Genomic DNA, 25,694 nt, shown 5'->3' with positions numbered 1-25,694 from the left:
GGGAGCGTTGTTGTGATCATCGGGGTGGGGATCGACGTCGCCGAGATCGACCGGTTCGGGGAGTCGCTGCGGCGCACTCCTCAGCTGGCCGACCGGCTGTTCTCCGCGAGGGAGCTGCGGCTGCCCAGCGGGGAGCGGCGCGGGACGGCCTCCCTGGCGGCGCGGTTCGCCGCCAAGGAAGCCGTGGCCAAGGCACTCGGCGCGCCCGGCGGGCTGCACTGGACGGACGCCGAGGTGTACGTCGAGGACAGCGGCCGGCCGCGGCTGCGGGTGCGGGGAACGGTGGCGGCGCGCGCCGCGGAGCTGGGCGTACGGCACTGGCACGTCTCGCTCAGCCATGACGCGGGGGTGGCGTCGGCGGTGGTGATCGCGGAGGGTTGAGGCGCGGGCGGCCCCGGGGCACCGGTCCCGAGAGCGAGCCCACGCAGTCGGGCTGACGTGCAGACGGGCAGACGGGCAGACGGGCAGAAGAGCTGACGAGCGAACCGCAAGGAAAGGGTTGGACCGTATGCGTACCGCGTACCGCGTGGAGACCGTGAGGAACGCCGAGCGGGAGCTGATGGCCCGGCTGCCGGAGGGCACGCTGATGCGGCGCGCCGCCGCCGGGCTCGCCGCGACCTGCGCCGACCTGCTGCGCGACCGGCGGGGGCGGGTGTCCGGGGCTCGGGTCGTCCTGCTCGTCGGCAGCGGCGACAACGGGGGTGACGCCCTGTACGCCGGGGCGCTGCTGGCCGGCCGCTCGGCCAGGGTCTCGGTGGTGCGGCTCGCGCCCGCCCGTACGCACGGGGCCGGACTGGCCGCGCTGCTCGACGCGGGCGGCCGGATCGCCGACGCCACCGACACCCCCGCGGACGCGGTTGTGGCCGGCGCCGATCTGGTGCTGGACGGCATCACCGGCATCGGCGGGCACGGCGGGCTGCGGCCGGAGGCGGTGCCGCTGGTACGGGCGGCGCGGGCGTCGGGCGCGGTGGTCGTGGCCGTCGATCTGCCGAGCGGGGTGACGGCGGACAGCGGCGAGGTGGTGGGCGAGGCGGTGCGCGCGGACGTCACGGTCACGTTCGGCACGTACAAACCGGGACTGCTGATCGACCCGGCGCGCGAACACGCCGGTGCCCTGCGGCTGGTGGACATCGGCCTCGGCCCGCTGCTGCCGCCCGTACCGGACCTGGAGGCGCTCCAGCACGCGGACGTGGCGCGGCTGCTGCCGGAGCCGACGGGCGAGAGCGACAAGTACCGGCGGGGCGTGATCGGCATCGTCGCGGGCTCCGCCCGCTACCCGGGCGCGGCGGTGCTCGCGGTGGCGGGCGCGCTGCGCGGGGGCGCGGGCGCCGTACGGTACGTGGGCCCCGGCGGCGACGCGGTGATCGCGCGCTTCCCGGAGACCCTGGTGCACGAGGGCCCGCCGTCGAAGGCGGGCCGGGTCCAGGCCTGGGCCGTGGGTCCGGGCCTCGGCGACGAGCCGGGCACGGCCGAGCCCCTGGCCTCGGACGTCCTGGCCTCGGACGTGCCGGTCCTGGTGGACGCGGACGGCCTGCGGCTGCTGGACGCGGCGACGGTACGCGCCCGCAGCGCCCCGACCCTGCTCACCCCGCACGCGGGCGAGGCGGCGGCGCTGCTGGGCGTCCCCCGGGAGGAGGTCGAGGCGGGCCGGCTGGCGGCCGTACGCGAACTCGCCTCGCGGTACGGCGCGACGGTGCTGCTGAAGGGCTCGACGACGCTGATCGCCACCCCGGACCCGACGGCTCCGGTCCGGGTGAACCCCACGGGCACGCCCTGGCTGGCGACGGCGGGCAGCGGCGACATCCTCTCCGGCCTCGCCGGCTCCCTCCTGGCCACCGGCCTGCCCACCCACGACGCCGCCGCGGCCGCGGCCTACCTGCACGGCCTCGCCGCCCGCCTGAAGTCCCGGGGCGCCCCGGTCTCGGCCCTGGACGTGGCGGACGGCCTGCCGGCGGCCTGGCGGAACGTACGGGGCGAGGCGTAGCGGCGCACGTACGGGACGCCGGTCACGCCGGCGCCGGACATGACCTGCGCTCAGACGCCACCGTCACCACGCGACGCAGCCATGAGTTCAGCGAGTTTTCCTCCCGCTCGATCCTCCGCGGAACTCTGTCAGGGCTGCGGCAGGCAACTCTTGCGTCGACAGTTGCGCTCTACGCTCTGTTGCAGGCGAAGGACACGGGACTCACAGGCCATGAACGGGCCGGTCGCTCCAGCCATCCGGACAGGGCCGAGTCGAAGCCCGCCCCCGACCGGGGGCGGGAGTTCAAGGGCCGGTGCCGATGCCGGCGGCGAGCGCCGCCAGGACGATCCCCTGGCTGATCGCCGCCCTGACCGGTGACGGTCTGGCAGCGGAACAGATTGCCTCCACGGCCTCGCCGCCCGCCGGACAGCCCGCCCGGGCGGCCTCGCGCGGCCTCGCGTCAGAAGCCCGACCGGGCGCCCGCGATGAACTCGGCCCACGCGGCGGCCGGGACGACCAGAGCGGGGCCGCTCTTGTCCTTGGAGTCGCGAACGCCCACCCGGCCGGTGCGGGTGAGGTCGGCGACCTCGACGCAGGCGGTGCCGTTCTCCGAGCTGTACGAGGACTTGAACCAGGCCGGTTCGGGGGCGACGTCGATTGCTATGCGATGCGTCATGAGTCAGATCTCTCGGGCTAGTCGTTGCAGGAAGGTGGGCGTCTCGCTCGGAGCGAGGGCGCCCGCTCGCAGGGCGTCGAACCTGCGGGAAAAGGACCAGACGGTCGTGTCCTTGTCGCTGATGTTCGATCCGTCGGCCGCGTCGACCTGGACGACCGCCGGAAGGGGTGTCGCGAAATCCAGCAGGTTGAAGTTGAAGCTGCTCCGGTACGTAGCGATACCCATGGGGAGGATCTGGACCGTCACGTTGTCGTGGCGGGCGAGCGCGATGATCTCCTCGTACTGCTCACGCATCACGTCGGTGCCACCGATCACCCTTCTCAGCGCGGCCTCGTCCAGGACGGCCGACAGCTCCAGCGGACGTTCCGTGCGGGTCAGGGCTTCCTTCCGCTCCATACGGATACGAATGTGACGCTCCACGAACTCCGTCGACGTCTCCTCGACCGGCTTGGCGGCCTGGAACATCTCGCGTGCGTATCGCTCGGTCTGCAACAGGCCGGAGACCACGTTCGGATGCCACGTGCGAACCGAACGGGCACCGCTCTCCAGGCCGATGTACATCCCCATGCCGGACGGCAGCACACTCCGGTAGACGGACCACCATCCTCGGTTCACCGAATCACGGTGGACCTCGACCAGGAAGTCCACGTCCTCCTCGTCGTGGACACCGTAGCGGTCGAGCAGGACCCGTAGATCCTGGACCTTCGGCAGGCCGGTCAGCCCGTTCTCCACGCGTTGCAGCTTGGAGGGTGAGAACGTCAACCCGTCCACCGCCTGAGCCAGGGTGAATCCGGCTTTGTTCCGTAACTGCCTCAGCTCCCAGCCGAGTTGCATACGCCGGACCGTAGGTCCCGTCGGAGCTGCCACGTGTGTACCTCCGTGGTGAGAGAGCCTGCCGCGTCGCGGCACCTGTCGTGAGTCTGACGCCTTATGCCCCCCATGCACAGACTTGAGCGCGTTCGATCACATATACCAATTCATGCGGGATACCCACTTCACCTTGCTGATTACCTTCACCACACCCCACGCTGGAGCGAGTCACCGAACGCTCACGCACAGTAGCGGGCAAGCAAACCCCCTCTTCAGGGGTGTGCCCACGCGTCAGAACCGCCGCCGGGAGATCCCATGCACCTTCCCCCCAACAACCCCGCACGCCGTCCCGTCCAGAGCTCCCGCACAAGAACCGCCCCGGCACTCGGCGCCGCCCCCTCCCCCCTCGGGCACCCCGCCTACAGCCAGACCCTGCCCTGCACCCCCGAATCCGCGCGCCGGGCCCGGCTCCTGGTGACTGCCGCGTGTACCGCCTGGGGCCTGCCGGGGCTCGCGGACGCCGCCGCGCTCGTCGTCTCCGAGCTGATCGGCAATTCCGTACGGCACAGCGGGAGTCGGCTGGTACGGGTACAGGTCTCGCTGCCCGAACCGGAGCGGATCCGAGTGGCCGTCATGGACACGTCCCGCACACCACCCGCACACCGCGCCACGGACGCCGACGCGGAGACCGGCACGGAAGACGGGCGCGGCCTCGTGGTGATCGAGGCGCTGGCCGACCGGTGGGGAACGGAACTCCTGCGGCGCGGGAAGCGGGTGTACGTGGAGCTGTGCCCGGAGAAGGACGGCAGGGAGTGAGCGGGTGGCCGGGGGGGGCTCCCCGCCGGAGCCGGACCGACTGACGCCCCGGCAGCAGATGGCCGTCAACTGCGCGCGGTGCGGACGCGAACTGAGGGCGAAGGGCCGGGTGCTCGGTGAGGTGCGGTACAGGGGCTTCGCCTTCAGCCTGTGGGCTGCGTCCCCGAGTGCCGGCCCCGTACGGACGCGACGAAGTGAGCCCTCGTCGGCGCACTCCCCCGCCGGATCGGCGTCAGGTACTGCGGGAGGTAACCATGACCAGCCTGGCGACAGCCGCGATCCTCGTCGCCCTGGGCTACGGGTACGGCCCCTCACTCACGTCCGGCGCGGACCCCGAAGCTCAGCGCACCACGGCGCCGACGAGGGCCACCGACCCGTATCCTTGGCACAAGGTCAGACCTTGACGACACGTACGCCACCACCGCACAGCACTTCCAAGTCCTCGGGGTCCGAGGTGAGAACGACCGTCGGCCCCTGGGCGTGCAAGGCGGTAGCCGCGACCACCGCATCGATGGCGTACTTGTGACCGTGCAAGCCCGCGTCCCGCAGCAGAGCCATGGCCTTACGGCCGATCGCCTCACTGACCGGCTCGACCACCAGCCGGGAGACCGCCCAGTCGAATCGGGCGCGGTTCACTCGTTCGTGGTGCGCCTCGATCAGGGTCAGCACACTGACCACCACCCGCATGTCCTCGTCCCAGGCCCCTTGGACCAGAGCCATGACGTGGCGGTCGTTCCTCGTGACCTTGGACAGTCCCTCGCTGTCCAGGACGAGGGTTCCCCCTTGCCGCCTCATCAGGCCGCGTGCCCGGGGGCCTGGTCGTCGCCGCGCAGCAGACCGCGCGCGGCGTCGATCTCGTCCCGAGTGAAGGGGCCGTGCGTGGCCTCGTGCTCCGCGAGGAGTTCCGCGAGGTTGTCACGCTCGATCTGCCGCTGTACGGCCGCATCGACGTAGGCGCTGAAACCGCGCTTTCCGACCCGGGCCCGCACTGCGGAGATGTTCCCGGTGTGCAGACTCACGGAGACGTTCGCCGTCGGTCCTTCACCAATACCGAAGCTCGTGTCATCACCCATACAGCGATTCTAATAGACGAAGTCGTAGAACGGGTCCGGGCGGCGCTGCGCGGCTCCGCCGCCCGGACCGTCCGTCCGTCTCAGCCCAGCGCCGACTTCACCGCGTCCGCCAGCCGGCCCGCCACCGCGCGGGCCTGTTCGATGTCGGCCGCCTCGACCATCACCCGGACCAGCGGCTCCGTGCCCGACGGGCGGAGCAGGACGCGGCCGGTCGTGCCCAGGTCGCTCTCCGCCTCCGCGACCGCCGCGGTCAGCTCGGCGGACGTGTTCACCCGGGACCTGTCGACGTCCGGCACGTTGATCAGCACCTGCGGCAGCCGCCGCATCACGCCCGCCAGGTCGGCCAGCGAACGGCCGGTGGCGGCCACGCGGGCCGCCAGCATCAGGCCCGTCAGGGTGCCGTCGCCGGTCGTGGCGTGGTCCAGCACGATGACGTGGCCCGACTGCTCCCCGCCCAGGGCGTAGCCGTGCTCCTTCATCGACTCCAGTACGTAACGGTCACCGACCGCCGTCTCCACCAGATGGATGCCCTCGCGCTCCATCGCCGTCTTGAAGCCCAGGTTGGACATCACCGTCGCGACGACCGCGTTGCCGCGCAAGGTGCCCGCCTCGCGCATCGACAGGGCCAGCACGGCGAGGATCTGGTCGCCGTCGATCTCCTCGCCCACGCCGTCCACGGCCAGGCAGCGGTCCGCGTCGCCGTCATGGGCGATGCCGAAGTCCGCGCCGTGCTCGACCACGGCGGCCTTGAGGTGGTCCAGGTGGGTGGAGCCGTAGCCGTCGTTGATGTTCAGGCCGTCCGGCTCGGCCCCGATCGTGATGACCTCGGCGCCGGCCCGCGCGAACGCCTCCGGCGAGACCCGGGCCGCCGCGCCGTGCGCCTCGTCCAGGACGACCTTCAGCCCGTCCAGCCGGTTCGGCAGCACCCCGATCAGGTGTGCCACGTACTGATCGAAACCTTCGTCGTACGTACGGACTCGGCCCACGCCCGCCCCGGTCGGCCGCTCCCACGGCTCACCCGTGCGGTGCTGCTCGTACAGGGTCTCGATCCTGTCCTCCAGTTCGTCGGCGAGTTTGTGCCCGCCGCGCGCGAAGAACTTGATCCCGTTGTCGGGCATGGCGTTGTGGCTCGCGGAGAGCATCACCCCGAGGTCCGCCCCCAGCACGCCGGTGAGGTAGGCCACGGCCGGTGTGGGCAGCACGCCGACGCGCAGGACGTCCACGCCCGCGCTGGCCAGCCCCGCCACCACCGCGGCCTCCAGGAACTCGCCCGAGGCGCGCGGATCTCGTCCGACCACCGCCGTGGGCCGGTGCCCCTCGAACGTCCCCACCTCGGCGAGCACATGCGCCGCCGCGACCGACAGCCCGAGCGCCAGCTCCGCCGTCAGGTCGGCGTTGGCCACGCCGCGCACGCCGTCCGTACCGAAGAGTCGTCCCACAGCTCTCCCTCCGAAAAACAGCTCGGAGCGCATACCGCCCCGAGCGAAAATGCTCCGAAAATGAAAACCCTTGAGCGCTTAATGCTGTTATACGCCCGAGTAACCAAGAAAACGAACGCCCCGGCAGCACGGAGTGCCGCCGGGGCGAACGGGTGCCGTAAGAGGCCATATGGCCCGTTGGACCATATGGCCTGTGCGGACCATGCGGTCCGGACCATGCGGTCCGTGCGGGCCGTACGGCCCATGGGGCCGTAAAGCCTGTACGTACGGCCAGCGAGCGATACCGCCGGGGTGGGTAATACCCCGGTGGATTTAGCGCTTGCTGTACTGCGGCGCCTTGCGGGCCTTCTTCAGACCGGCCTTCTTGCGCTCGACCGCGCGGTCGTCGCGGCTCAGGAAGCCGGCCTTCTTCAGCGCGGGGCGGTTGTTGTCCACGTCCGCCTCGTTCAGCGCGCGGGCCACGCCGAGGCGCAGCGCGCCGGCCTGGCCGGAGACGCCGCCGCCGGAGATGCGGGCGATGACGTCGTAGCGGTTGTCGAGCTCGAGCACCTTGAAGGGCTCGTTGACTTCCTGCTGGTGCACCTTGTTGGGGAAGTAGTCCTCAAGGGTGCGACCGTTGATCTTCCACTTGCCGGTGCCCGGGACGATCCGGACACGGGCGATGGCGTTCTTCCGGCGGCCCAGGCCGGCGGCCGGCTGCGGGTCGCCGAAGCGGGACGCCAGGGACTCGGACGTGTACTCGCCCTCGACGGGCGCCTCGGACTCGAACGTCGTCACCTCGGCGAAGTTCTCTTCGCCCTCGACGGGGGTCTCAACAGTGGTCTCGGCCACGATGCTCCTCAGATTTCTTTTCGTCTTAGGGGATGGCCGGGATTACTGCGCGACCTGGGTGATCTCGAACGGGACCGGCTGCTGAGCGCCGTGCGGGTGCTGGTCACCCGCGTAGACCTTCAGCTTCGAGAGCATCTGACGGCCCAGGGAGTTCTTCGGGAGCATGCCCTTGACGGCCTTCTCGACGGCCTTCTCGGGGCTCTTCGCAAGCAGCTCGTCGTAGCGGACGGAGCGCAGACCACCCGGGTAACCGGAGTGGCGGTACGCCATCTTCTGGGTCCGCTTGTTGCCGGACAGGTGCACCTTGTCGGCGTTGATGATGACGACGAAGTCACCGGTGTCGACGTGGGGCGCGTAGATCGGCTTGTGCTTGCCCCGGAGAAGGGTTGCGGCGGTGGTCGCCAGACGGCCCAGGACGATGTCCTGCGCGTCGATGATGTGCCACTGGCGCGTCACATCGCCGGGCTTGGGGCTGTACGTACGCACGGTCGTAGCCTTCGCTTCTTCAGTATTGGGGTCTCCCCCCAGCCCGGCAGGGCTCGGGGGACGGGTCCTGACAAGGCCACCCGAACGATCACAACAGCCCTGGCAGGCGTACGGGGACGCAAACCGTTTCCTGCCGCTGGTCATCGGACCGGTGGACCGGCGTAAGGGCCCTTCGCGTGAGAACGAACCAAGCCAATACGCATAACGAACCAGCAGAATACCGTCGGGCACGTCGGCGGGTCAAAACGGCCCCGGCCCGGGAGCCGGCGGCGGGCCCGGGCCCGCCGTGCGGGCGCGACTCCGGCCATGTACGGGCGCGACTCCGGCCACGTACGACCACGGAAGGTTACGAGCGGTCACGGGTCCGACGGCTCCTACCGCTCGCGCACCACCCTCCGCTCGTCCCACACCGGCTCCGTCGCCTCCCGGACCACCCCGTCCGAGCCGAACACCAGATACCTGTCGAACGAACGAGCGAACCAGCGGTCGTGCGTCACCGCGAGGACCGTCCCCTCGTACGCCTCCAGGCCGTCCTGCAACGCCTCCGCCGACTCCAGGTCCAGGTTGTCCGTCGGCTCGTCCAGCAGCAGCGCCGTCGTGCCCGCCAGCTCCAGCAGCAGGATCTGGAACCGCGCCTGCTGCCCGCCCGAGAGCTTGTCGAAGCGCTGGTCGCCCTGGCCCGCCAGCTCGTACCGGCGCAGCGCGCTCATCGCCGCGCCCCGGTCCCGGGCGTGCTCGGTCCAGAGGATGTCCACCAGCGCCCGGCCCAGCAGTTCCGGGTGGGCGTGCGTCTGCGCGAAGTGTCCTGGCACCACCCGCGCGCCCAGCTTCCACGCCCCGGTGTGGGCGACGTCCTCCCCCGCCAGCAGCCGCAGGAAGTGCGACTTCCCCGAGCCGTTCGAGCCCAGCACCGCCACCCGCTCGCCGTAGAAGATCTCCAGCGAGAACGGCTTCATCAGGCCGGTCAGCTCCAGATCCGCGCAGGTCACGGCCCGTACGCCGGTACGGCCACCGCGCAGCCGCATGGTGATCTCCTGCTCGCGCGGCGGCTCCGGCGGCGGGCCCGCCTCCTCGAACTTGCGCAGCCGGGTCTGCGCCGCCGCGTACCGCGACGCCATCTCGTGGCTGACCGAGGCCGCCTGCCGCAGGTCCAGCACCAGCCGCTTGAGCTGCGCGTGCTTCTCCTCCCAGCGCCGCTTCAGCTCCTCGAACCGGGCGAACCGCTCCCGGCGCGCCTCGTGGTACGTACGGAACCCGCCGCCGTGCACCCACACGTCCGATCCGGCGGGGCCCGGCTCCACGCTGACGATCTTCTCGGCGGCGCCGGCCAGCAGCTCCCGGTCGTGCGAGATGAACAGGACCGTCTTACGGGTCTGGCGCAGCCGCTCCTCCAGCCACCGCTTGCCGGGGACGTCCAGATAGTTGTCCGGCTCGTCCAGCAGCAGCACCTCGTCCGGCCCGCGCAGCAGCGCCTCCAGCACCAGCCGCTTCTGCTCGCCGCCGCTCAGCGTGCGCACCTGGCGCCACTGGGCCTTCTCGTACGGGACGCCGAGCGCCGCCGTCGTGCACATGTCCCAGAGCGTCTCGGCCTCGTAGCCGCGCGCCTCGGCCCAGTCGCTGAGCGCCTGCGCGTACGCCATCTGCGCGGCCTCGTCGTCGACCGTCATGATCGCGTGCTCGGCCTCGTCCACGGCGGCCGCGGCCTCGCGCAGTCGCGGCTGCGCGACGGAGACCAGCAGGTCGCGGACCGTCCGCTCGTCCCGTACCGACCCCACGAACTGGGGCATCACCCCGAGCCCGCCGCTGACCGTGACCGTGCCGCCGTGCGGGCGCAGTTCCCCCGCGATCAGCCGCAGCAATGTCGTCTTGCCCGCGCCGTTGGCCCCGACGAGCGCGACGACGGAGCCCTCCCCGACCCGGAACGAGGCATCGGCGAGCAGCACCCTCCCGTCGGGCAGGTAGTACTCCAGGTGCGCGGCCTCCACATGTCCCATGCCCGCATTGTGGGGGCGACAGGGCCCTGGCGCCCAACCGGTTTCCTCTCCCATGGGGCGCGGGGCACGGCTCGGCGGCCTTAAACTGCGCGGCATGAGCTTTGGGCAAGGGGGGCCCTCCTGGGGCGGCCCCGGTTCTCCAGGAGATGACCCGTACGGACCGGGCCCCTACGGCCGGCAGACTCCCTACGGACCGCAGGATCCTTCCTACGGACAGCAGGATCCCTACGGCCAGGACCCGTTCACCTCGCGCGACACCTATGAATCGCGCGACGCGCACAACACCCCGGACTGGGCCGCGATGGCCGACGCCACCGCGCAACGCACCCGCCGCAAGCGCTGGATGCTGATCGGCGGCGGCGCGCTCGCGACCGTCACCGTCGCCGCGATCGTGGCCACCGCCGTGGTGTCCACGAACGACAACGGCAAGAACCGGGCCACCGGCGCGAGCGGCAGCGAACTGCCCACGGCGGGCGAGATACTGCCCGACGAGAGCGGCGCCTCCGGGCCCGCCTTCCCCTCCGCCGACCCGCTGCCCCCGCCGGACCCCAAGGACTTCGTCTCCAGCGCGGACAAGGACAGGGCCCCGATCGGCGCCGACACGCTCTACCCCGGCCGGAAGCTCACCATGGGCGGGCGCGCCTACGAGAAGGGCCCGACGACGACCACCACCAACTGCGCGGCGGCCGCCCAGGGTTCGCTCGGTTCCATCCTCGCCGCCAACAGCTGCGACGAGGTCATACGCGCCACGTACAGCAAGGACGGGGTCGCCGTCACCGTCGGAGTCGCGCTCTTCCCCCAGGAGGCGCAGGCGCTGAAGGCCAAGGACCAGGCGAACGGCGGCATCGCCTCCCTGTCGGGCGAGGACGTGCCGACCTTCTGCCGGGCCCCCTCGGTCTGCCGCAAGACCACCAACTCCTACGGCCGGTACGTGTACTTCACGGTGGCCGGCTGGACCAGTGGCAGGAACGTCACGACCTCGGACAAGCCGGTCTTCACGGCCGGTGACGACATCGCCGAGTTCACGTTCCGTCAGATCGTGGCCCGCGGCAAGGCGCAGGCGTCCGCGGCGGCGACGGCTCCGGTGAGCCGGTAGCGGCCACGGACGCGGCGCCGGGCCGCGACGGCCCGCGCAGGGGGGGCCGTACGCGGAAGCGGCCGTACGCGGAAGCGGCATACGCCGATACGCCGAAAGGCACGCGCGCGGGAACGTACCGCCTCCGCCCGGGGGCCGGGCCGGCGGCCGGTCAGCAGCAGCCCGGTCCCGGCCCGCCGCCCAGCGTCCGCTTGTTGCGCGCCTCCCGGTTGCGCGCCGCCAGCAGGTCGTCCGCCGGGTAGCCGACCTCCTCCAGCGTCAGCCCGTGCGGCCGTACGACGTGGACCGCCGAGTCCCGCACACCCGCCGCCAGCACCTTCGCCGGCCAGTCCACCGGCCGGTGCCCGTCCCCCACGAACAGCAGCGCGCCGACCAGCGAGCGCACCATGTTGTGGCAGAAGGCGTCGGCCCGCACGGTCGCGGTGATCACCCCGTGCGCGTCCCGCTCCCACTCCAGCCGCTGGAGCGTGCGGATGGTCGTGGCACCGTCGCGCTTCTTGCAGTACGCCGCGAAGTCGTGCTCCCCGAGCAGCCCCGCCGACGCCGCGTTCATCGCCGCGACGTCCAGCGGCCAGTCGTGCCAGAGCACGTGGCCGCGCAGCAGCGGGTCGACCCCGCCCGGCTGGTCCACCACCCGGTACGCGTAGCGCCGCCAGACGGCCGAGAACCGGGCGTCGAAGCCCGCCGGTGCCTCGGCGACGCGCCAGACGCGTACGTCGTGGCTCAGCCGCCCCGCGAGCCGCCTCAGCAGCTTCTCGCGGTGCTCGGCCCAGACGTCCTCGGGCAGGTCGACGTGGGCCACCTGGCCGCGCGCGTGCACACCCGCGTCGGTGCGGCCGGCGACGGTCAGCTCGTAGCGGCGCGCGGACCGCGTCACCGTACGCAGCGCGTCCTCGATCTCCCCCTGGACCGTGCGCCGGCTGGTCTGCCGGGCCCACCCGGAGAAGTCCCTGCCGTCGTAGCCGAGGTCCAGCCGCACCCGGACGTGCCCGGCCGCCGGGCCGTGGACGCCGTCGTTCACCTCGTGCACCTCGTCCACCTCGTGGCTCCTTTCACGGCGAAACGGGCCCGCCCCCGTGAGGGAGCGGGCCCGTCCGTCAGCCGTCGGTTCGATACCGGTCAGGCGTCCCGGAACGCTCAGGCGTCCTTGGACCCGGCCGCGTCCTTGGCGTCCTCGGCGTCGGCCTCCGCCTCGGCCGGAGCGGCGTCCTCGACGGTCTCGGCCGGAGCCTCGTCCTTCTTGAGGGCGTCCTCCTTGACCGCGCGCTTCGTCGCGGCCTCGGCCTCACCGGTGGCCTGCTGGGCCACGGTCAGGGCCTCGACCAGCTCGATGACCGCCATCGGGGCGTTGTCGCCACGACGGTTGCCGATCTTGGTGATGCGCGTGTAACCACCGGGGCGGTTCTCGTAGCGCGGGGCGATCTCGGTGAAGAGCGTGTGCACGACGCTCTTGTCCGTGATCGACCGCAGCACCTGGCGACGGTTGTGGATGTCGCCCTTCTTCGCCTTGGTGATGAAGCGCTCCGCGACGGGGCGCAGGCGGCGGGCCTTGGCCTCGGTCGTGGTGATGCGGCCGTGCTCGAAGAGCGCCTTCGCGAGGTTCGCGAGGAGCAGCTTCTCGTGCGCGGCGCTGCCGCCCAGACGGGCACCCTTGGTGGGCTTCGGCATGGGTGTGACTCCTTCGTATCTGCACCGGCCGTATCAGGTACCGGTGTCAGTTCCCGGACGGGCGATTACCCGCCGGAACCCGGAGCTGACGCTCCGGAGGTGTTTCAGTACTGCTCGGTCTCCACGAAGCCCGCGTCCGCGTCGTCGTCCGCGCCGAACGCGTCCGCTGCGGCCGTGGGGTCGAATCCGGGCGGGCTGTCCTTGAGCGCCAGGCCCATGCCGGCCAGCTTCGCCTTGACCTCGTCGATCGACTTCGCGCCGAAGTTGCGGATGTCGAGCAGGTCGGCCTCGGAACGCGCCACCAGCTCACCCACGGAGTGGATACCCTCGCGCTTGAGGCAGTTGTACGAGCGGACCGTGAGCTCCAGCTCCTCGATCGGCAGCGCCAGGTCGGCGGCGAGCGCGGCGTCCGTCGGCGACGGGCCCATGTCGATGCCCTCGGCGTCGATGTTGAGCTCGCGCGCCAGACCGAACAGCTCGACCAGCGTCTTGCCGGCGGACGCCATGGCGTCGCGCGGCCGCATGGCCTGCTTGGTCTCGACGTCGACGATCAGCTTGTCGAAGTCGGTGCGCTGCTCGACACGGGTCGCCTCGACCTTGTACGTGACCTTGAGCACCGGGGAGTAGATGGAGTCGACCGGGATCCGGCCGATCTCCTGGCCCACCTGCTTGTTCTGGACGGCGGAGACGTAGCCGCGACCGCGCTCGACGGTCAGCTCCATCTCCAGCTTGCCCTTGCCGTTCAGGGTGGCGAGGACGAGGTCCGGGTTGTGGACCTCGACGCCGGCCGGCGGGGCGATGTCGGCGGCGGTGACCAGACCCGGGCCCTGCTTGCGCAGGTACATCACGACCGGCTCGTCGTGCTCCGAGGAGACGACCAGCTGCTTGATGTTGAGGATCAGGTCGGTGACGTCCTCCTTGACGCCCGGCACGGTGGTGAACTCGTGCAGGACCCCGTCGATCCGGATGCTGGTGACGGCGGCACCGGGGATCGAGGAGAGGAGCGTACGGCGGAGAGAGTTGCCGAGCGTGTAGCCGAAGCCGGGCTCCAGCGGCTCGATCACGAACCGGGAGCGGTACTCGTCGACGACCTCTTCGGTCAACGACGGACGCTGAGCGATAAGCATGGTGCGGTCCTCCAGTCTTGGCACCCGCTATTTGATGCCAACGGAAACAAGGGTACGGGCGGCACGGCACCGAAGCGCCGTGCCGCCCGCGAGCCGTCCCCCTCTACGAGGGGAACAGAGTCAGACGCGGCGGCGCTTCGGCGGCCGGCACCCGTACTGCGATCTTGTGGGGGACGACCCCCACACCCCCAGCCGGACACCCCGCCGAGGCGGGCCGGACGTCAGACGCGGCGGCGCTTCGGCGGCCGGCACCCGTTGTGCGGGGTGGGGGTGACGTCCTGGATCGAGCCCACCTCCAGGCCGGTGGCCTGGAGCGAGCGGATCGCGGTCTCACGGCCGGAGCCGGGACCCTTGACGAAGACGTCGACCTTGCGCATGCCGTGCTCCTGCGCGCGGCGGGCGGCCGACTCGGCGGCCATCTGCGCGGCGAAGGGGGTGGACTTGCGCGAGCCCTTGAAGCCGACGTGGCCGGCCGAGGCCCAGGAGATCACATTGCCCGTGGGGTCGGTGATCGAGACGATCGTGTTGTTGAACGTGCTCTTGATGTGGGCGTGCCCGTGAGCGACGTTCTTCTTTTCCTTGCGGCGCACCTTCTTGGCTGCGCCCTGACGGCCCTTAGGAGGCATGTCTTTACTCCTGCGTGGAGGTGGTCGGTCCTACAGCGAAGACCGCTGGTGGCGTGTCGCTGAGGACTACTTCTTGCCCGGCTTCTTCTTACCGGCGATGGCGCGACGCGGACCCTTGCGGGTACGGGCGTTCGTGCTGGTGCGCTGACCGTGCACCGGCAGGCCGCGGCGGTGACGCAGACCCTGGTAGCAGCCGATCTCGACCTTGCGGCGGATGTCGGCGGCGATCTCGCGACGGAGGTCACCCTCGGTCTTGAGGTTCGCGTCCACGTACTCGCGGATCTTGACGAGGTCTTCCTCGGCGAGGTCGCGGACCCGGGTGTCCGGGCTCACACCGGTGGCGGCGAGGGTCTCCTTGGACCGGGTGCGCCCGATACCGAAGACGTAGGTGAGGGCGACCTCGACGCGCTTGTCGCGCGGGAGGTCAACGCCTGCGAGGCGTGCCATTCATGGCTCCTGGGATTGATTCGGAGGTCTTCCGCAGTCTCTGTCCCGGGGACCGTGCCGGACGCCCGAAGCGTGAACGGGACGGGACCGGTGGCCCGGGTCTCCGGCCTCCGCCGGAGGTGTCGACCGCCGGTGTACGGCTGTCGGACACTGCGTATTTACGATGTTGCTCGCGTCGCGCGAAGTTCTGCTGAAGGCAGGCGGTCGTACGTGCGTCAGCCCTGGCGCTGCTTGTGGCGCAGGTTGTCGCAGATGACCATGACCCGGCCGTGGCGGCGGATCACCTTGCACTTGTCGCAGATCTTCTTGACGCTCGGCTTGACCTTCATGGGATTGAGGTTCTCCGGGTCAGTGCGGACGCCCCCCGCGAGGGGACGTCGGCAAGATCTACTTGTATCGGTAGACGATCCGGCCACGCGTCAGGTCGTACGGAGAGAGCTCCACCACGACCCGGTCATCGGGGAGGATCCGGATGTAGTGCATCCGCATCTTGCCGCTGATGTGCGCGAGGACCTTGTGACCGTTCTGGAGCTCCACCTTGAACATGGCGTTCGGGAGGGACTCGATCACGGTGCCCTCAATTTCGATGGCACCTTGCTTCTTGGCCACGCTTCGCCCTTCGAATCGGCTACCTTGATCGACTCCGGCAGCCGCATACGGACATACGGGTACACCAGAACCGACGCGTCAGTCTACGGCAGCACACTCGAAAAGACGAATCAGGGAAGTGTGCCCAGCGCGGGAGATCCTTATGCGGACGACTCCCGGCCCGGTACGCCGGCGGGGCGGGCCCTATGCCAGCGGGTCCGGCGCCGCCGTCACGCCCAGCTCCGCCAGCCTGGCCCTGCCGCCGTCCGGCGCGGTGAGCACCAGCGGGCCCTCCTCCGTGAGCGCCACCGAGTGCTCCCAGTGCGAGGACCAGGAGCCGTCGGTCGTGACGACCGTCCACTCGTCCGCCAGCACCTTCGTCTTCGCCGTACCGAGCGAGATCATGGGCTCGATGGCCAGGCAGAGGCCCGGGACCAGGCGCGGGCCCTTGCCGCGCTTGCGCGTGACGTAGTTCAGCAGGTGCGGGTCCATGTGCATCTGGGAGCCGATGCCGTGACCGCCGTACTCCTCGATGATCCCGTACTTGCCGCCGCCCGGGCGCGGCTGGCGGCGGACGTACGTCTCGATGGCGCGGGAGATGTCCACCAGCCGGTTGCCGCCCCGCATGGCCGCGATGCCGGCCCACATCGACTCCTCGGTCACCCGGGACAGCTCGACCAGCTCCGGGGCGTGGCCGGTGCCGACGAACGCGGTGAAGGCCGCGTCGCCGTGCCAGCCGTCGATGATGGCGCCCGCGTCGACGGAGATGATGTCGCCGTCCTTGAGCACTGTCTCGTCGTCCGGGATGCCGTGCACGACGACCTCGTTGACCGAGGTGCAGATGGTCGCGGGGAAGCCGCCGTAGCCGAGGAAGTTCGGCTTCGCGCCGTGGTCGGCCAGCACCTTGCGGGCGATCTGGTCCAGGTCCTTGGTGGTGGCGCCCGGCACGGCGGCCTCCGCGGTGGCCGCGTGCACGGCGGCGACGACCAGTCCCGCCTCGCGCATCTTCGCGATCTGCTCGGGAGTCTTGATCTCCACCATGCCCATGTCTGTGCCTTCCACCTTCTGCGGCGACCAGGACGCCCCCGGTAGGGCGTCACGCTTTGGCCAAGACTACGGCCGTGGTGCCCGTTGAGGCGCCACGGCCGTAGTCGTTCGTACGCGGATGCTTCGCGCGTGCGCCGCCGGGCCCCGCGGCCCCTCGGCGCCTTACTTCTGCTGCGCGGTCCCGGCCCGCTCCAGCGCCGCCATCGCGCGCTCGGTCACCTCGGTGACCTTGCCGAGCGCGGAGATGGTGACCACCAGACCCTGGGCCTTGTAGTGGTCGATGATCGGCTCGGTCTGCGTGTGGTAGACCTCGAGCCGGGTCCGTACGGTCGCCTCGGAGTCGTCGTCCCGCTGGTACAGCTCACCGCCGCAGGCGTCGCAGACGCCCGGCTCCTTGGGCGGGCTGTACGACTCGTGGAAGACGTGCGCGCTGTTCTTCCGGCAGATGCGGCGGCCCGCGATCCGCTTGACGACCTCGTCCTCGGGGACCTCCAGGTCGAGCACCGCGTCCAGGTGCACGCCGTCACCGGCCAGCGCCCGGTCCAGCGCCTCGGCCTGCGAGACGTTGCGCGGGAAACCGTCCAGGAGGAAGCCGTTCTCCGCGTCGGGCTGGGCCATGCGGTCCTGCGCCATCGCGATGGTGACCTCGTCGGGCACCAGGTTCCCGGCGTCCATGTACGCCTTCGCCTGCTTGCCGAGGGGCGTGCCCTGGCTGATGTTGGCGCGGAAGAGGTCACCCGTGGAGATGTGCGGGATCGACAGGTTCTTGGCGAGGTACGCGGCCTGCGTTCCCTTGCCGGCACCGGGCGGTCCGACGAGGACGATTCGCATCAGCGGAGGAACCCTTCATAGTTGCGCTGCTGAAGCTGGCTCTCGATCTGCTTCACGGTCTCCAGACCCACACCCACGATGATCAGGATGCTCGTCCCGCCGAACGGGAAGTTCTGGTTCGCACCGCCGAAGCCCGCCAACGCCATCGTCGGAACAAGAGCGATCAGCCCCAGGTACAGCGAGCCCGGCCAAGTGATCCTGTTGAGCACGTAGCTCAGGTACTCGGCGGTCGGCCGACCTGCCCGGATACCCGGGATGAAGCCACCATACTTCTTCATGTTGTCCGCGACTTCTTCGGGGTTGAACGAGATGGCCACGTAGAAGAACGCGAAGAAAACGATCAGGAGGAAGTACGAGGCGATGTAGTACGGGTGGTCGCCCTTGACGAAGTGCGCCTCGATCCAGGTCTTCCAGCCGGCGTTCGTGTTGGAGAACTGCGCGACCAGGGCCGGGATGTAGAGCAGGGACGACGCGAAGATGACCGGGATCACACCCGCCTGGTTGACCTTGAGCGGGATGTAGGTCGAGGTGCCGCCGTAGGAGCGGCGGCCGATCATGCGCTTCGCGTACTGGACGGGGATCCTGCGCTGGGCCTGCTCGACGAAGACCACCAGCGCCACCATGACGAAGCCGATCAGGATGACCGTGCCGAACTCGATCCAGCCCTTGGCGAGCGTGCCGCTCTGCTTGATGGCCCACAGGGCGCCGGGGAAGCCGGCCGCGATCGAGATGAACATCAGGATGGACATGCCGTTGCCGATGCCGCGGTCGGTGATCAGCTCACCGAGCCACATGACGGCCGCGGTGCCCGCGGTCATGGTGATCACCATGGTGACGGTGACGAAGATCGACTGGTCGGGCACGATCTCCGAGGCCACCGGGCAGCCGCTGAACAGCGCGCCGCTGCGGGCGGTGGCGACCAGGCCGGTGCCCTGGAGCACCGCGAGGGCCACCGTCAGGTAACGGGTGTACTGGGTGATCTTGGCCTGGCCGGACTGCCCCTCCTTCTTGAGGGCCTCCAGCCGCGGGATGACCACGGTCAGCAGCTGGAGGATGATGCTCGCGGTGATGTACGGCATGATGCCGAGCGCGAAGATCGTGATCTGGAGCAGCGCCCCGCCGCTGAACATGTTCACGAGGCCGAACAGGCTGTTGTTGCCCTTCTGGGCCGCGTCGACACAGATCTGGACGTTCTCGTAACTCACACCGGGGACCGGGACATGCGCCCCGAGCCGGTAGAGCACGATGATGCCCAGCGTGAAGAGCAGCTTCTTGCGCAGGTCGGGCGTCTTGAACGCCCGGGCGAACGCGGTGAGCACGGTGCCTCCTGCGACCCCCGCGCTGTCGCGTCAGAGGTGACGGTCTTGAGGTTCGACGGATACGGAACAAGCGGAACCGCGCGGCGAAACCTTGCGGACGCGCCGCGCGGCGGGGGTCCGGGGGCGAACCCCCGGTCCGGAGGCGAGCCTCCGGCTTCATTACAGCAACAATGCACGCCACCTTACCGGCGACAGTGCCCCCCTTGGAACGACCAACCGGGGATGCCCCGATTGAGAGGCATCCCCGGTCGGATGTTCAAGCCATCGAGTTGTCTCAGACGAGCTCGGTGACGGTACCGCCGACGGCGGTGATCTTCTCCTTGGCGGAGCCGGACACGGCGTCGACCGACACCTGCACCGCGACGGAGATCTCGCCCTGGCCCAGGACCTTGACGAGGCTGTTCTTGCGCACCGCGCCCTTGGCGACCAGGTCGGCCACCGTGACCTCGCCCCCTTCGGGGTAGAGGCTCGCGAGCTTGTCCAGGTTCACCACCTGGTACTCGGTGCGGAACGGGTTCTTGAAGCCCTTGAGCTTCGGGAGCCGCATGTGGAGGGGCATCTGCCCACCCTCGAAGCGCTCCGGAACCTGGTAACGGGCCTTGGTGCCCTTGGTACCACGACCTGCGGTCTTACCCTTGGACGCCTCACCACGACCGACACGGGTCTTGGCGGTCTTGGCGCCCGGGGCAGGACGGAGGTTGTGGACGCGCAGCGGCTTGCTCTCCGCCATGTCAGTCGACCTCCTCAACCGTCACGAGGTGGCGGACGGTGTGCACCATGCCGCGGAACTCGGGGCGGTCCTCCTTGACAACCACGTCGTCGACCCTCTTCAGGCCGAGCGTCCGCAGGGTGTCGCGGTGGTTCTGCTTGCTGCCGATGTACGACTTCGTCTGCGTGATCTTGAGGCGGGCCATCACGCACCCGCTCCCGCACGCGCACGGAGCAGTGCGGCGGGGGCCACGTCCTCGAGGGGCAGACCGCGGCGGGCCGCGATCTCCTCGGGACGCTGCAGACCCCGGAGGGCCTCGACCGTCGCGTGCACGATGTTGATCGCGTTGTCCGAGCCGAGCGACTTCGACAGGATGTCGTGCACGCCCGCGCACTCGAGCACGGCACGCACCGGGCCACCGGCGATGACGCCGGTACCGGGGGAAGCCGGCTTGAGCAGGACGACGCCCGCGGCCTTCTCGCCCTGGATCGGGTGCGGGATGGTGCCCTGGATACGCGGCACCTTGAAGAAGTGCTTCTTGGCCTCCTCAACGCCCTTGGCGATGGCGGCCGGCACCTCCTTCGCCTTGCCGTACCCGACACCCACGGTGCCGTCACCGTCGCCCACCACGACCAGCGCGGTGAAGCTGAAGCGACGACCACCCTTCACGACCTTGGCGACGCGGTTGATCGCGACGACGCGCTCGACGTAAGCGGTCTTCTCGGCGGCAGCGCCACCGTCGCGACCCTTCCGGTCCCGCCGCTCGCCGCCACCGGCGCCGCTGCCGCGGCGCTGGGGTCCAGCCATTGGATTTACCTCTCTCTGTTACGTCCGCTGTGCGTGGGAGCCGGGACTAGAACTTCAGCCCGGCTTCGCGGGCGGCGTCAGCCAGAGCGGCAATCCGCCCTGCGTACTGGTTACCACCGCGGTCGAACACGACGGCCTCGACGCCCGCCGCCTTGGCACGCTCGGCGACCAGGGAGCCGACCTGCTTGGCCTGGGCGCTCTTGTCGCCCTCGCCACCGCGGATCGAGGTGTCCAGGGTGGACGCCGACGCGAGCGTGTGGCCCGCGATGTCGTCGATGACCTGGGCGACCATGTGGCGGTTCGAGCGCGTCACGACCAGACGAGGACGCTCCGGCGTACCCGAGACCTTCTTGCGGACGCGGATGTGACGGCGCTTGATGGCAGCGGCCTTGTAGGCCTTGCCCTTGGCAATCTTCACACCGTATGCCATGGCTTACTTACCCGCCTTTCCGACCTTGCGGCGGATGACCTCGCCGGCGTACTTGACACCCTTGGCCTTGTACGGGTCGGGCTTCCGCAGCTTGCGGATGTTCGCGGCGACCTCGCCGACCTTCTGCTTGTCGATGCCCTCGACCGAGAACTTCGTGGGCGACTCGACCTTGAAGGAGATGCCCTCGGGGGCCTCGACCAGGATCGGGTGGCTGTAGCCCAGGGAGAACTCCAGGTTGGAGCCCTTGGCCTGGACGCGGTAACCGACACCGCTGATCTCGAGTGCCTTCGTGTATCCCGTGGTCACGCCGGTGATCATGTTCGCCACCAGCGTGCGGGACAGGCCGTGCAGGGCCTTGTTCTGACGCTCGTCGTTCGGGCGGGAGACCTTGAGCAGGCCGTCCTCGTCCTTGGAGACCTCGATCGGCGCGGCGACGGTGTGCGAGAGGGAACCCTTGGGGCCCTTCACCGCGACCGTGCGGCCGTCGATGGTGACGTCCACACCAGCGGGAACCTGGATGGGGAGCTTGCCGATTCGCGACATGAGCTTTTCCTCCGTTCCCGACTACCAGACGTAGGCGAGGACTTCCCCACCTACGCCCTTCTTCTGAGCCTGCTGGCCGGTCAGGAGACCGTGGGACGTGGAGATGATCGCCACGCCCAGGCCGCCGAGGACCTTCGGCAGGTTGGTGGACTTCGCGTACACGCGCAGACCCGGCTTCGAGATGCGCTTGATGCCGGCGATCGAGCGCTCGCGGTTCGGGCCGAACTTCAGCTCGAGGGTGAGGTTCTTGCCGACCTCGGCGTCCTCGACCTTCCAGCCGGTGATGAAGCCCTCCTGCTGGAGGATCTCCGCGATGTGCGACTTGATCTTGCTGTGCGGCATCACGACCTCGTCGTGGTACGCCGAGTTCGCGTTGCGCAGACGCGTGAGCATGTCTGCGATGGGATCAGTCATGGTCATGAATTGGCCTTCGGCCTCTCTCGCCGGGGTTTCCTGTATGCGCCGTCCTTCTCCCCGAATCAGGTCGGGACGGGTGCGGTGCGGGGACCTACGGCGTAGTAAGTCGTCACGGGCGGCGGGCGCCCAACCCCCCAAGCCTAAGCCATGGGGAGGTGGGCTTCCGCCAACCCGGAATTGCTTACCGAGAGCGTCCGGTGATTCCCGTGGGAACGGGAATTACCAGGAGCTCTTGGTCACGCCCGGCAGCTCACCACGGTGCGCCATCTCGCGGAGGCACACGCGGCACAGGCCGAACTTGCGGTAGACGGAGTGGGGCCGGCCGCAGCGCTGGCAGCGGGTGTAACCGCGCACACCGAACTTCGGCTTGCGGGCGGCCTTAGCGATCAGAGCCTTCTTCGCCACGGTCAGTTCTCCTTGAACGGGAAGCCGAGGTGACGAAGGAGGGCACGACCCTCGTCGTCGTTGGTCGCCGTGGTGACCACGGTGATGTCCATGCCCCGGACCCGGTCGATCTTGTCCTGGTCGATCTCGTGGAACATGACCTGCTCCGTGAGACCGAACGTGTAGTTGCCACGGCCGTCGAACTGCTTCGGGGACAGGCCGCGGAAGTCACGGATACGCGGCAGCGCGAGCGACAGCGTACGGTCCAGGAACTCCCACATGCGGTCACCGCGGAGGGTGACGTGGCAGCCGATCGGCTGACCCTCGCGCAGCTTGAACTGCGCGATGGACTTCCGGGCCTTGGTGACGGACGGCTTCTGGCCGGTGATCTGGGTGAGGTCCTTGATGGCACCCTCGATCAGCTTCGAGTCGCGGGCGGCGTCGCCCACACCCATGTTGACCACGATCTTGACGAGCCCGGGGGTCTGCATGACGTTCTCGTACTTGAACTCGTCACGCAGCTTGCCCGCGATCTCCTCGCGGTAGCGCAGCTTGAGCCGCGGCGCGTTGGTGGTGGCAGTCATCAGATGTCCTCACCGGTCCGCTTGGCAACGCGGATCTTGTTGCCCTCGTCGTCGAAACGGTAGCCGACGCGCGTGACGACCTTCTTGCCGTCCTTCTCCACGACCAGCTGAACGTTGCTGACGTGGATCGGGGCCTCGGTGGTCACGATGCCGCCCGTCTGCGAGCCGCGAGCCGTCTGACCGGCCTTCGTGTGCTTCTTGACCCGGTTGACACCCTCGACGAGGACACGGTCCTTGGCCGGGTAGGCCACGATGACCTTGCCCTGCTTGCCCTTGTCCTTACCGGTGATGACCTGGACCAGGTCGCCCTTCTTGATCTTCATGCTTACAGCACCTCCGGCGCGAGCGAGATGATCTTCATGAACTTCTTCTCGCGCAGCTCACGGCCCACCGGGCCGAAGATACGGGTGCCGCGAGGGTCGCCGTCGTTCTTCAGAATGACGGCGGCGTTCTCGTCGAAGCGGATGTACGAGCCGTCCGGACGGCGGCGCTCCTTGACGGTGCGAACGATGACGGCCTTGACGACGTCACCCTTCTTCACGTTGCCACCGGGGATCGCGTCCTTCACGGTGGCGACGATGACGTCACCGATACCCGCGTAGCGGCGACCCGAGCCACCGAGAACACGGATGGTGAGAATTTCCTTCGCACCCGTGTTGTCGGCGACGCGCAGTCGCGACTCCTGCTGGATCACGTCTATCTCCTGATCGTCTGCCGGTTCCCGGCGGGGGTCCGGGAGTCGACTAGCGGACTAGTGACTCGCGGACCCCCGCCGAGCCTGGCGGAACTGATGCCGGTCGGTGCCCTGTTGGCAGACCGGCAGGGGGTTACTTGGCCTTCTCGAGGATCTCGACGATGCGCCACCGCTTGGTGGCGGACAGCGGCCGGGTCTCCATCAGGAGGACGCGGTCGCCGACGCCGGCGGCGTTCTGCTCGTCGTGCGCCTTGAGCTTGTTCGTACGGCGGATGACCTTGCCGTACAGCGCGTGCTTGACGCGGTCCTCGACGGCGACGACGACGGTCTTGTCCATCTTGTCGCTGACGACCAGGCCCTCACGGGTCTTGCGGAAGCCGCGGTCTGTCTTCGTGGTCTCAGTCACGTTGCTCTCGCTCATCAGGCGCTCTCCACCGTCTCGATGCCCAGCTCGCGCTCACGCATCAGGGTGTAGATCCGCGCGATGTCCTTCCGGACGGCCTTCAGCCGACCGTGGTTCTCGAGCTGACCGGTCGCCGCCTGGAAGCGGAGGTTGAACAGCTCTTCCTTGGCCTCGCGGAGCTTGGCGACAAGCTCCTCGCTGCCCAGCTCGCGGAGTTCGGACGCCTTGGTCACGGCCGCCATCACGACTCACCTGCCTCGCGCCGAACGATCCGGCACTTCATCGGAAGCTTGTGAGCAGCGCGGGTAAGCGCCTCACGCGCAATCTTCTCGTTCGGGTAGGACAGCTCGAACATCACCCGGCCGGGCTTGACGTTCGCGATCCACCACTCGGGGGAACCCTTACCGGAACCCATGCGGGTCTCGGCGGGCTTCTTGGTGAGCGGACGGTCCGGGTAGATGTTGATCCAGACCTTGCCGCCACGCTTGATGTGACGGGTCATCGCGATACGCGCGGCCTCGATCTGGCGGTTCGTCACGTACGCCGGGGTCAGCGCCTGGATGCCGTACTCGCCGAACGAAACCTGCGTACCACCCTTGGACATACCGGTCCGCTTCGGGTGGTGCTGCTTGCGGTGCTTGACCCTACGGGGGATCAGCATGTCGGTCAGGCCTCCGTTCCGCCGGTAGAAGAGGACGTCGCCTCGGCGGCCGGAGCAGCGGTGGCCTCGGCCTTGGGGGCCTCGGTCTGCTGGCTCTGCTGCGGCTTGCGGCCGCGGCCACGCTCGCCGCCACGGCCACCGCGGCCGGCGGGACGGTCGCTGCCGCCGCCACGGGCCGGACGGTTGCCGGCGCGGGCCGCGGCGTTCTCGGCACGCACCTCGGCGATGTTCTTGACGTCGCCCTTGTAGATCCAGACCTTCACGCCGATGCGGCCGAAGGTCGTCTTGGCCTCGAAGAAGCCGTAGTCGACGTTCGCGCGGAGCGTGTGCAGGGGCACGCGGCCCTCGCGGTAGAACTCCGAGCGGGACATCTCGGCGCCGCCGAGACGGCCACCGCACTGGATCTTGATGCCCTTGGCGCCGGCCTTCATCGTCGACTGCATGCTCTTGCGCATGGCGCGACGGAAGGAGACGCGGGAGGACAGCTGCTCGGCGACGGCCTGGGCCACCAGCTGGGCGTCCACCTCGGGGTTCTTGACCTCGAGGATGTTCAGCTGGACCTGCTTGCCGGTGAGCTTCTCCAGCTCGCCGCGGATGCGGTCGGCCTCGGCGCCGCGGCGGCCGATGACGATGCCCGGGCGCGCGGTGTGGATGTCCACGCGGACGCGGTCGCGGGTGCGCTCGATCTCCACCTTGGAGATGCCGGCCCGCTCCATGCCCTTCGTCATCATGCGACGAATGGCGACGTCTTCCTTGACGTAGTCCTTGTACAGCTTGTCGGCGTACCAGCGGGACTTGAAGTCCGTGGTGACACCGAGCCGGAACCCGTGCGGGTTAACCTTCTGGCCCATTACCGGGTTCCTTCCTTGCTGCTGACGACCACGGTGATGTGGCTGGTCCGCTTACGGATCCGGTAGGCACGGCCCTGGGCGCGCGGCCGGAACCGCTTCAGGGTCGGGCCCTCGTCCACGTACGCCTCGCTGATGACCAGCGAAGAGGCGTCCGTGTGGTCGTAGTTGTGCGCGGCGTTGGCGATGGCGCTGTCCAGCACCTTGCCGACGGGCACGCTCGCGGCCTGCGGGGCGAAACGCAGGACCGCCTGAGCCTCCGTGGCGTCCATGCCACGGATGAGGTCCACCACGCGGCGGGCCTTCATGGGCGTGACGCGGATGTACCGCGCCTGGGCCCTGGCTTCCATGGTTGTCCCTTCGGTGTGAGTCATAGT

Annotated in this window: 38 protein-coding genes; 5 read left to right on the top strand and 33 right to left on the bottom strand. The window is 69.4% G+C overall.

Features of this window, described 5'->3' with window-relative positions; translation table 11 throughout:
• Nucleotides 1-12: 12 nt before the first annotated feature.
• Both IG02_RS0104995 and IG02_RS0104990 read left to right on the top strand, forming a co-directional pair.
• A complete protein-coding gene (locus tag IG02_RS0104995) occupies nucleotides 13-381 on the top strand; it encodes a holo-ACP synthase (protein ID WP_030742259.1) in 369 nt (122 codons plus the stop codon).
• 127 nt (nucleotides 382-508) lie between these two features.
• The gene (locus tag IG02_RS0104990) at nucleotides 509-1,984 is read left to right on the top strand and encodes an NAD(P)H-hydrate dehydratase (protein ID WP_030742257.1); all 1,476 of its coding nucleotides are present in this window, start codon (nucleotides 509-511) and stop codon (nucleotides 1,982-1,984) included.
• Nucleotides 1,985-2,423: 439 nt separating this feature from the next.
• Here the strand turns inward: IG02_RS0104990 and IG02_RS0104985 are convergent, their stop codons facing one another.
• Both IG02_RS0104985 and IG02_RS0104980 read right to left on the bottom strand, forming a co-directional pair.
• Nucleotides 2,424-2,639 (bottom strand): DUF397 domain-containing protein, encoded by a 216-nt coding sequence (locus tag IG02_RS0104985; RefSeq protein ID WP_030742254.1) that lies wholly within the window; start codon nucleotides 2,637-2,639, stop codon nucleotides 2,424-2,426.
• 3 nt (nucleotides 2,640-2,642) lie between these two features.
• Nucleotides 2,643-3,473, bottom strand: coding sequence for a helix-turn-helix domain-containing protein (locus IG02_RS0104980; protein WP_234314600.1), 831 nt, complete (start codon nucleotides 3,471-3,473; stop codon nucleotides 2,643-2,645).
• A gap of 291 nt (nucleotides 3,474-3,764) precedes the next feature.
• On the opposite strand from IG02_RS0104980, the gene IG02_RS0104975 reads away from it, so the two are divergent.
• Both IG02_RS0104975 and IG02_RS41350 read left to right on the top strand, forming a co-directional pair.
• The gene (locus IG02_RS0104975; protein ID WP_078854202.1) at nucleotides 3,765-4,265 is read left to right on the top strand and encodes an ATP-binding protein; all 501 of its coding nucleotides are present in this window, start codon (nucleotides 3,765-3,767) and stop codon (nucleotides 4,263-4,265) included.
• A gap of 254 nt (nucleotides 4,266-4,519) precedes the next feature.
• A complete protein-coding gene (locus IG02_RS41350; RefSeq protein WP_158712235.1) occupies nucleotides 4,520-4,669 on the top strand; it encodes a hypothetical protein in 150 nt (49 codons plus the stop codon).
• On the opposite strand, the gene IG02_RS0104970 is transcribed toward IG02_RS41350, so the two are convergent.
• From IG02_RS0104970 to IG02_RS0104945, 6 genes are all read right to left on the bottom strand, one after another.
• Nucleotides 4,659-5,060 (bottom strand): type II toxin-antitoxin system VapC family toxin, encoded by a 402-nt coding sequence (locus IG02_RS0104970; protein WP_030742247.1) that lies wholly within the window; start codon nucleotides 5,058-5,060, stop codon nucleotides 4,659-4,661. The genes IG02_RS41350 and IG02_RS0104970 overlap by 11 nt on opposite strands.
• Entirely contained in the window at nucleotides 5,060-5,338 is a 279-nt protein-coding gene (locus IG02_RS0104965) for a hypothetical protein (protein ID WP_030742245.1), read from the bottom strand. Before IG02_RS0104965 ends, IG02_RS0104970 begins: the two co-directional genes overlap by 1 nt.
• 80 nt (nucleotides 5,339-5,418) lie before the next feature.
• On the bottom strand, nucleotides 5,419-6,777 hold the full coding sequence (gene glmM, locus IG02_RS0104960; RefSeq protein WP_030742244.1) for a phosphoglucosamine mutase: 1,359 nt from the start codon (nucleotides 6,775-6,777) through the stop codon (nucleotides 5,419-5,421).
• 312 nt (nucleotides 6,778-7,089) lie between these two features.
• Complete coding sequence (gene rpsI, locus IG02_RS0104955) at nucleotides 7,090-7,608, bottom strand: 30S ribosomal protein S9 (RefSeq protein ID WP_030742242.1); 519 nt, start codon at nucleotides 7,606-7,608, stop codon at nucleotides 7,090-7,092.
• 42 nt (nucleotides 7,609-7,650) lie between these two features.
• Entirely contained in the window at nucleotides 7,651-8,094 is a 444-nt protein-coding gene (gene rplM / locus IG02_RS0104950) for a 50S ribosomal protein L13 (RefSeq protein WP_030742240.1), read from the bottom strand.
• Between the two features lie 374 nt (nucleotides 8,095-8,468).
• Nucleotides 8,469-10,088 (bottom strand): ABC-F family ATP-binding cassette domain-containing protein, encoded by a 1,620-nt coding sequence (locus IG02_RS0104945; protein ID WP_030742238.1) that lies wholly within the window; start codon nucleotides 10,086-10,088, stop codon nucleotides 8,469-8,471.
• 94 nt (nucleotides 10,089-10,182) lie between these two features.
• Here IG02_RS0104945 and IG02_RS0104940 point away from each other — a divergent pair, with 94 nt between their 5' ends.
• A complete protein-coding gene (locus IG02_RS0104940; protein ID WP_078854201.1) occupies nucleotides 10,183-11,184 on the top strand; it encodes a hypothetical protein in 1,002 nt (333 codons plus the stop codon).
• Nucleotides 11,185-11,335: 151 nt separating this feature from the next.
• Here the strand turns inward: IG02_RS0104940 and truA are convergent, their stop codons facing one another.
• From truA to rplV, 25 genes are all read right to left on the bottom strand, one after another.
• On the bottom strand, nucleotides 11,336-12,223 hold the full coding sequence (truA, locus tag IG02_RS0104935; protein ID WP_420707717.1) for a tRNA pseudouridine(38-40) synthase TruA: 888 nt from the start codon (nucleotides 12,221-12,223) through the stop codon (nucleotides 11,336-11,338).
• 98 nt (nucleotides 12,224-12,321) lie between these two features.
• Nucleotides 12,322-12,852 (bottom strand): 50S ribosomal protein L17, encoded by a 531-nt coding sequence (rplQ, locus tag IG02_RS0104930; protein ID WP_030742233.1) that lies wholly within the window; start codon nucleotides 12,850-12,852, stop codon nucleotides 12,322-12,324.
• A gap of 104 nt (nucleotides 12,853-12,956) precedes the next feature.
• Complete coding sequence (locus IG02_RS0104925) at nucleotides 12,957-13,979, bottom strand: DNA-directed RNA polymerase subunit alpha (RefSeq protein ID WP_003956430.1); 1,023 nt, start codon at nucleotides 13,977-13,979, stop codon at nucleotides 12,957-12,959.
• A gap of 221 nt (nucleotides 13,980-14,200) precedes the next feature.
• Nucleotides 14,201-14,605 (bottom strand): 30S ribosomal protein S11, encoded by a 405-nt coding sequence (rpsK, locus tag IG02_RS0104920; protein WP_003948617.1) that lies wholly within the window; start codon nucleotides 14,603-14,605, stop codon nucleotides 14,201-14,203.
• A 66-nt stretch (nucleotides 14,606-14,671) separates the two neighbouring features.
• Complete coding sequence (gene rpsM, locus IG02_RS0104915) at nucleotides 14,672-15,052, bottom strand: 30S ribosomal protein S13 (RefSeq protein WP_030742231.1); 381 nt, start codon at nucleotides 15,050-15,052, stop codon at nucleotides 14,672-14,674.
• Nucleotides 15,053-15,267: 215 nt separating this feature from the next.
• Nucleotides 15,268-15,381 carry a 50S ribosomal protein L36 gene (gene rpmJ / locus IG02_RS0104910; protein WP_003956441.1) on the bottom strand — a complete coding sequence of 38 codons (114 nt, stop codon included), beginning with the start codon at nucleotides 15,379-15,381 and terminating at the stop codon, nucleotides 15,268-15,270.
• 58 nt (nucleotides 15,382-15,439) lie between these two features.
• A complete protein-coding gene (infA, locus tag IG02_RS0104905) occupies nucleotides 15,440-15,661 on the bottom strand; it encodes a translation initiation factor IF-1 (protein WP_003956442.1) in 222 nt (73 codons plus the stop codon).
• A 183-nt stretch (nucleotides 15,662-15,844) separates the two neighbouring features.
• The gene (gene map / locus IG02_RS0104900; RefSeq protein WP_030742229.1) at nucleotides 15,845-16,681 is read right to left on the bottom strand and encodes a type I methionyl aminopeptidase; all 837 of its coding nucleotides are present in this window, start codon (nucleotides 16,679-16,681) and stop codon (nucleotides 15,845-15,847) included.
• Between the two features lie 168 nt (nucleotides 16,682-16,849).
• The gene (locus IG02_RS0104895) at nucleotides 16,850-17,518 is read right to left on the bottom strand and encodes an adenylate kinase (RefSeq protein WP_030742228.1); all 669 of its coding nucleotides are present in this window, start codon (nucleotides 17,516-17,518) and stop codon (nucleotides 16,850-16,852) included.
• Nucleotides 17,518-18,837 carry a preprotein translocase subunit SecY gene (gene secY, locus IG02_RS0104890; protein ID WP_030742226.1) on the bottom strand — a complete coding sequence of 440 codons (1,320 nt, stop codon included), beginning with the start codon at nucleotides 18,835-18,837 and terminating at the stop codon, nucleotides 17,518-17,520. Before secY ends, IG02_RS0104895 begins: the two co-directional genes overlap by 1 nt.
• A 274-nt stretch (nucleotides 18,838-19,111) precedes the next feature.
• Nucleotides 19,112-19,567, bottom strand: a complete 456-nt coding sequence (gene rplO, locus IG02_RS0104885; protein ID WP_030742221.1) for a 50S ribosomal protein L15 — start codon at nucleotides 19,565-19,567, stop codon at nucleotides 19,112-19,114.
• Nucleotide 19,568: 1 nt separating this feature from the next.
• Complete coding sequence (gene rpmD, locus IG02_RS0104880) at nucleotides 19,569-19,751, bottom strand: 50S ribosomal protein L30 (RefSeq protein ID WP_030742219.1); 183 nt, start codon at nucleotides 19,749-19,751, stop codon at nucleotides 19,569-19,571.
• Nucleotides 19,751-20,353 carry a 30S ribosomal protein S5 gene (gene rpsE, locus IG02_RS0104875; RefSeq protein ID WP_030742217.1) on the bottom strand — a complete coding sequence of 201 codons (603 nt, stop codon included), beginning with the start codon at nucleotides 20,351-20,353 and terminating at the stop codon, nucleotides 19,751-19,753. Before rpsE ends, rpmD begins: the two co-directional genes overlap by 1 nt.
• Before the next feature lie 46 nt (nucleotides 20,354-20,399).
• Nucleotides 20,400-20,783, bottom strand: a complete 384-nt coding sequence (gene rplR / locus IG02_RS0104870; protein WP_030742215.1) for a 50S ribosomal protein L18 — start codon at nucleotides 20,781-20,783, stop codon at nucleotides 20,400-20,402.
• A 3-nt stretch (nucleotides 20,784-20,786) separates the two neighbouring features.
• Nucleotides 20,787-21,326, bottom strand: coding sequence for a 50S ribosomal protein L6 (gene rplF, locus IG02_RS0104865; protein ID WP_030742213.1), 540 nt, complete (start codon nucleotides 21,324-21,326; stop codon nucleotides 20,787-20,789).
• Nucleotides 21,327-21,347: 21 nt separating this feature from the next.
• Nucleotides 21,348-21,746, bottom strand: coding sequence for a 30S ribosomal protein S8 (gene rpsH / locus IG02_RS0104860; RefSeq protein WP_030742212.1), 399 nt, complete (start codon nucleotides 21,744-21,746; stop codon nucleotides 21,348-21,350).
• A gap of 216 nt (nucleotides 21,747-21,962) precedes the next feature.
• Complete coding sequence (locus IG02_RS0104855) at nucleotides 21,963-22,148, bottom strand: type Z 30S ribosomal protein S14 (RefSeq protein WP_003948630.1); 186 nt, start codon at nucleotides 22,146-22,148, stop codon at nucleotides 21,963-21,965.
• A 2-nt stretch (nucleotides 22,149-22,150) separates the two neighbouring features.
• On the bottom strand, nucleotides 22,151-22,711 hold the full coding sequence (gene rplE, locus IG02_RS0104850; protein WP_030742209.1) for a 50S ribosomal protein L5: 561 nt from the start codon (nucleotides 22,709-22,711) through the stop codon (nucleotides 22,151-22,153).
• Entirely contained in the window at nucleotides 22,711-23,034 is a 324-nt protein-coding gene (rplX, locus tag IG02_RS0104845; RefSeq protein ID WP_030742207.1) for a 50S ribosomal protein L24, read from the bottom strand. Before rplX ends, rplE begins: the two co-directional genes overlap by 1 nt.
• Before the next feature lie 2 nt (nucleotides 23,035-23,036).
• Nucleotides 23,037-23,405: a 50S ribosomal protein L14 gene (gene rplN, locus IG02_RS0104840; RefSeq protein WP_003974257.1), complete on the bottom strand. Its 369-nt coding sequence runs from the start codon at nucleotides 23,403-23,405 to the stop codon at nucleotides 23,037-23,039.
• Nucleotides 23,406-23,538: 133 nt separating this feature from the next.
• A complete protein-coding gene (rpsQ, locus tag IG02_RS0104835) occupies nucleotides 23,539-23,826 on the bottom strand; it encodes a 30S ribosomal protein S17 (RefSeq protein ID WP_030742204.1) in 288 nt (95 codons plus the stop codon).
• A complete protein-coding gene (gene rpmC / locus IG02_RS0104830; protein ID WP_030742202.1) occupies nucleotides 23,826-24,050 on the bottom strand; it encodes a 50S ribosomal protein L29 in 225 nt (74 codons plus the stop codon). The genes rpsQ and rpmC overlap by 1 nt, the downstream gene beginning before the upstream one ends.
• The gene (gene rplP / locus IG02_RS0104825) at nucleotides 24,050-24,469 is read right to left on the bottom strand and encodes a 50S ribosomal protein L16 (RefSeq protein ID WP_030742201.1); all 420 of its coding nucleotides are present in this window, start codon (nucleotides 24,467-24,469) and stop codon (nucleotides 24,050-24,052) included. Before rplP ends, rpmC begins: the two co-directional genes overlap by 1 nt.
• A gap of 5 nt (nucleotides 24,470-24,474) precedes the next feature.
• Nucleotides 24,475-25,320, bottom strand: a complete 846-nt coding sequence (gene rpsC / locus IG02_RS0104820; protein WP_030742200.1) for a 30S ribosomal protein S3 — start codon at nucleotides 25,318-25,320, stop codon at nucleotides 24,475-24,477.
• The gene (gene rplV / locus IG02_RS0104815) at nucleotides 25,320-25,667 is read right to left on the bottom strand and encodes a 50S ribosomal protein L22 (protein WP_004571827.1); all 348 of its coding nucleotides are present in this window, start codon (nucleotides 25,665-25,667) and stop codon (nucleotides 25,320-25,322) included. The genes rpsC and rplV overlap by 1 nt, the downstream gene beginning before the upstream one ends.
• Nucleotides 25,668-25,694 lie beyond the last annotated feature (27 nt).

The organism is Streptomyces sp. NRRL F-5135 (assembly GCF_000719775.1).
Lineage (GTDB): Bacteria > Actinomycetota > Actinomycetes > Streptomycetales > Streptomycetaceae > Streptomyces > Streptomyces hebeiensis.
Note: the sequence above shows the minus strand (reverse complement) of the source record. Positions and strands in the feature narration are given on the sequence as shown.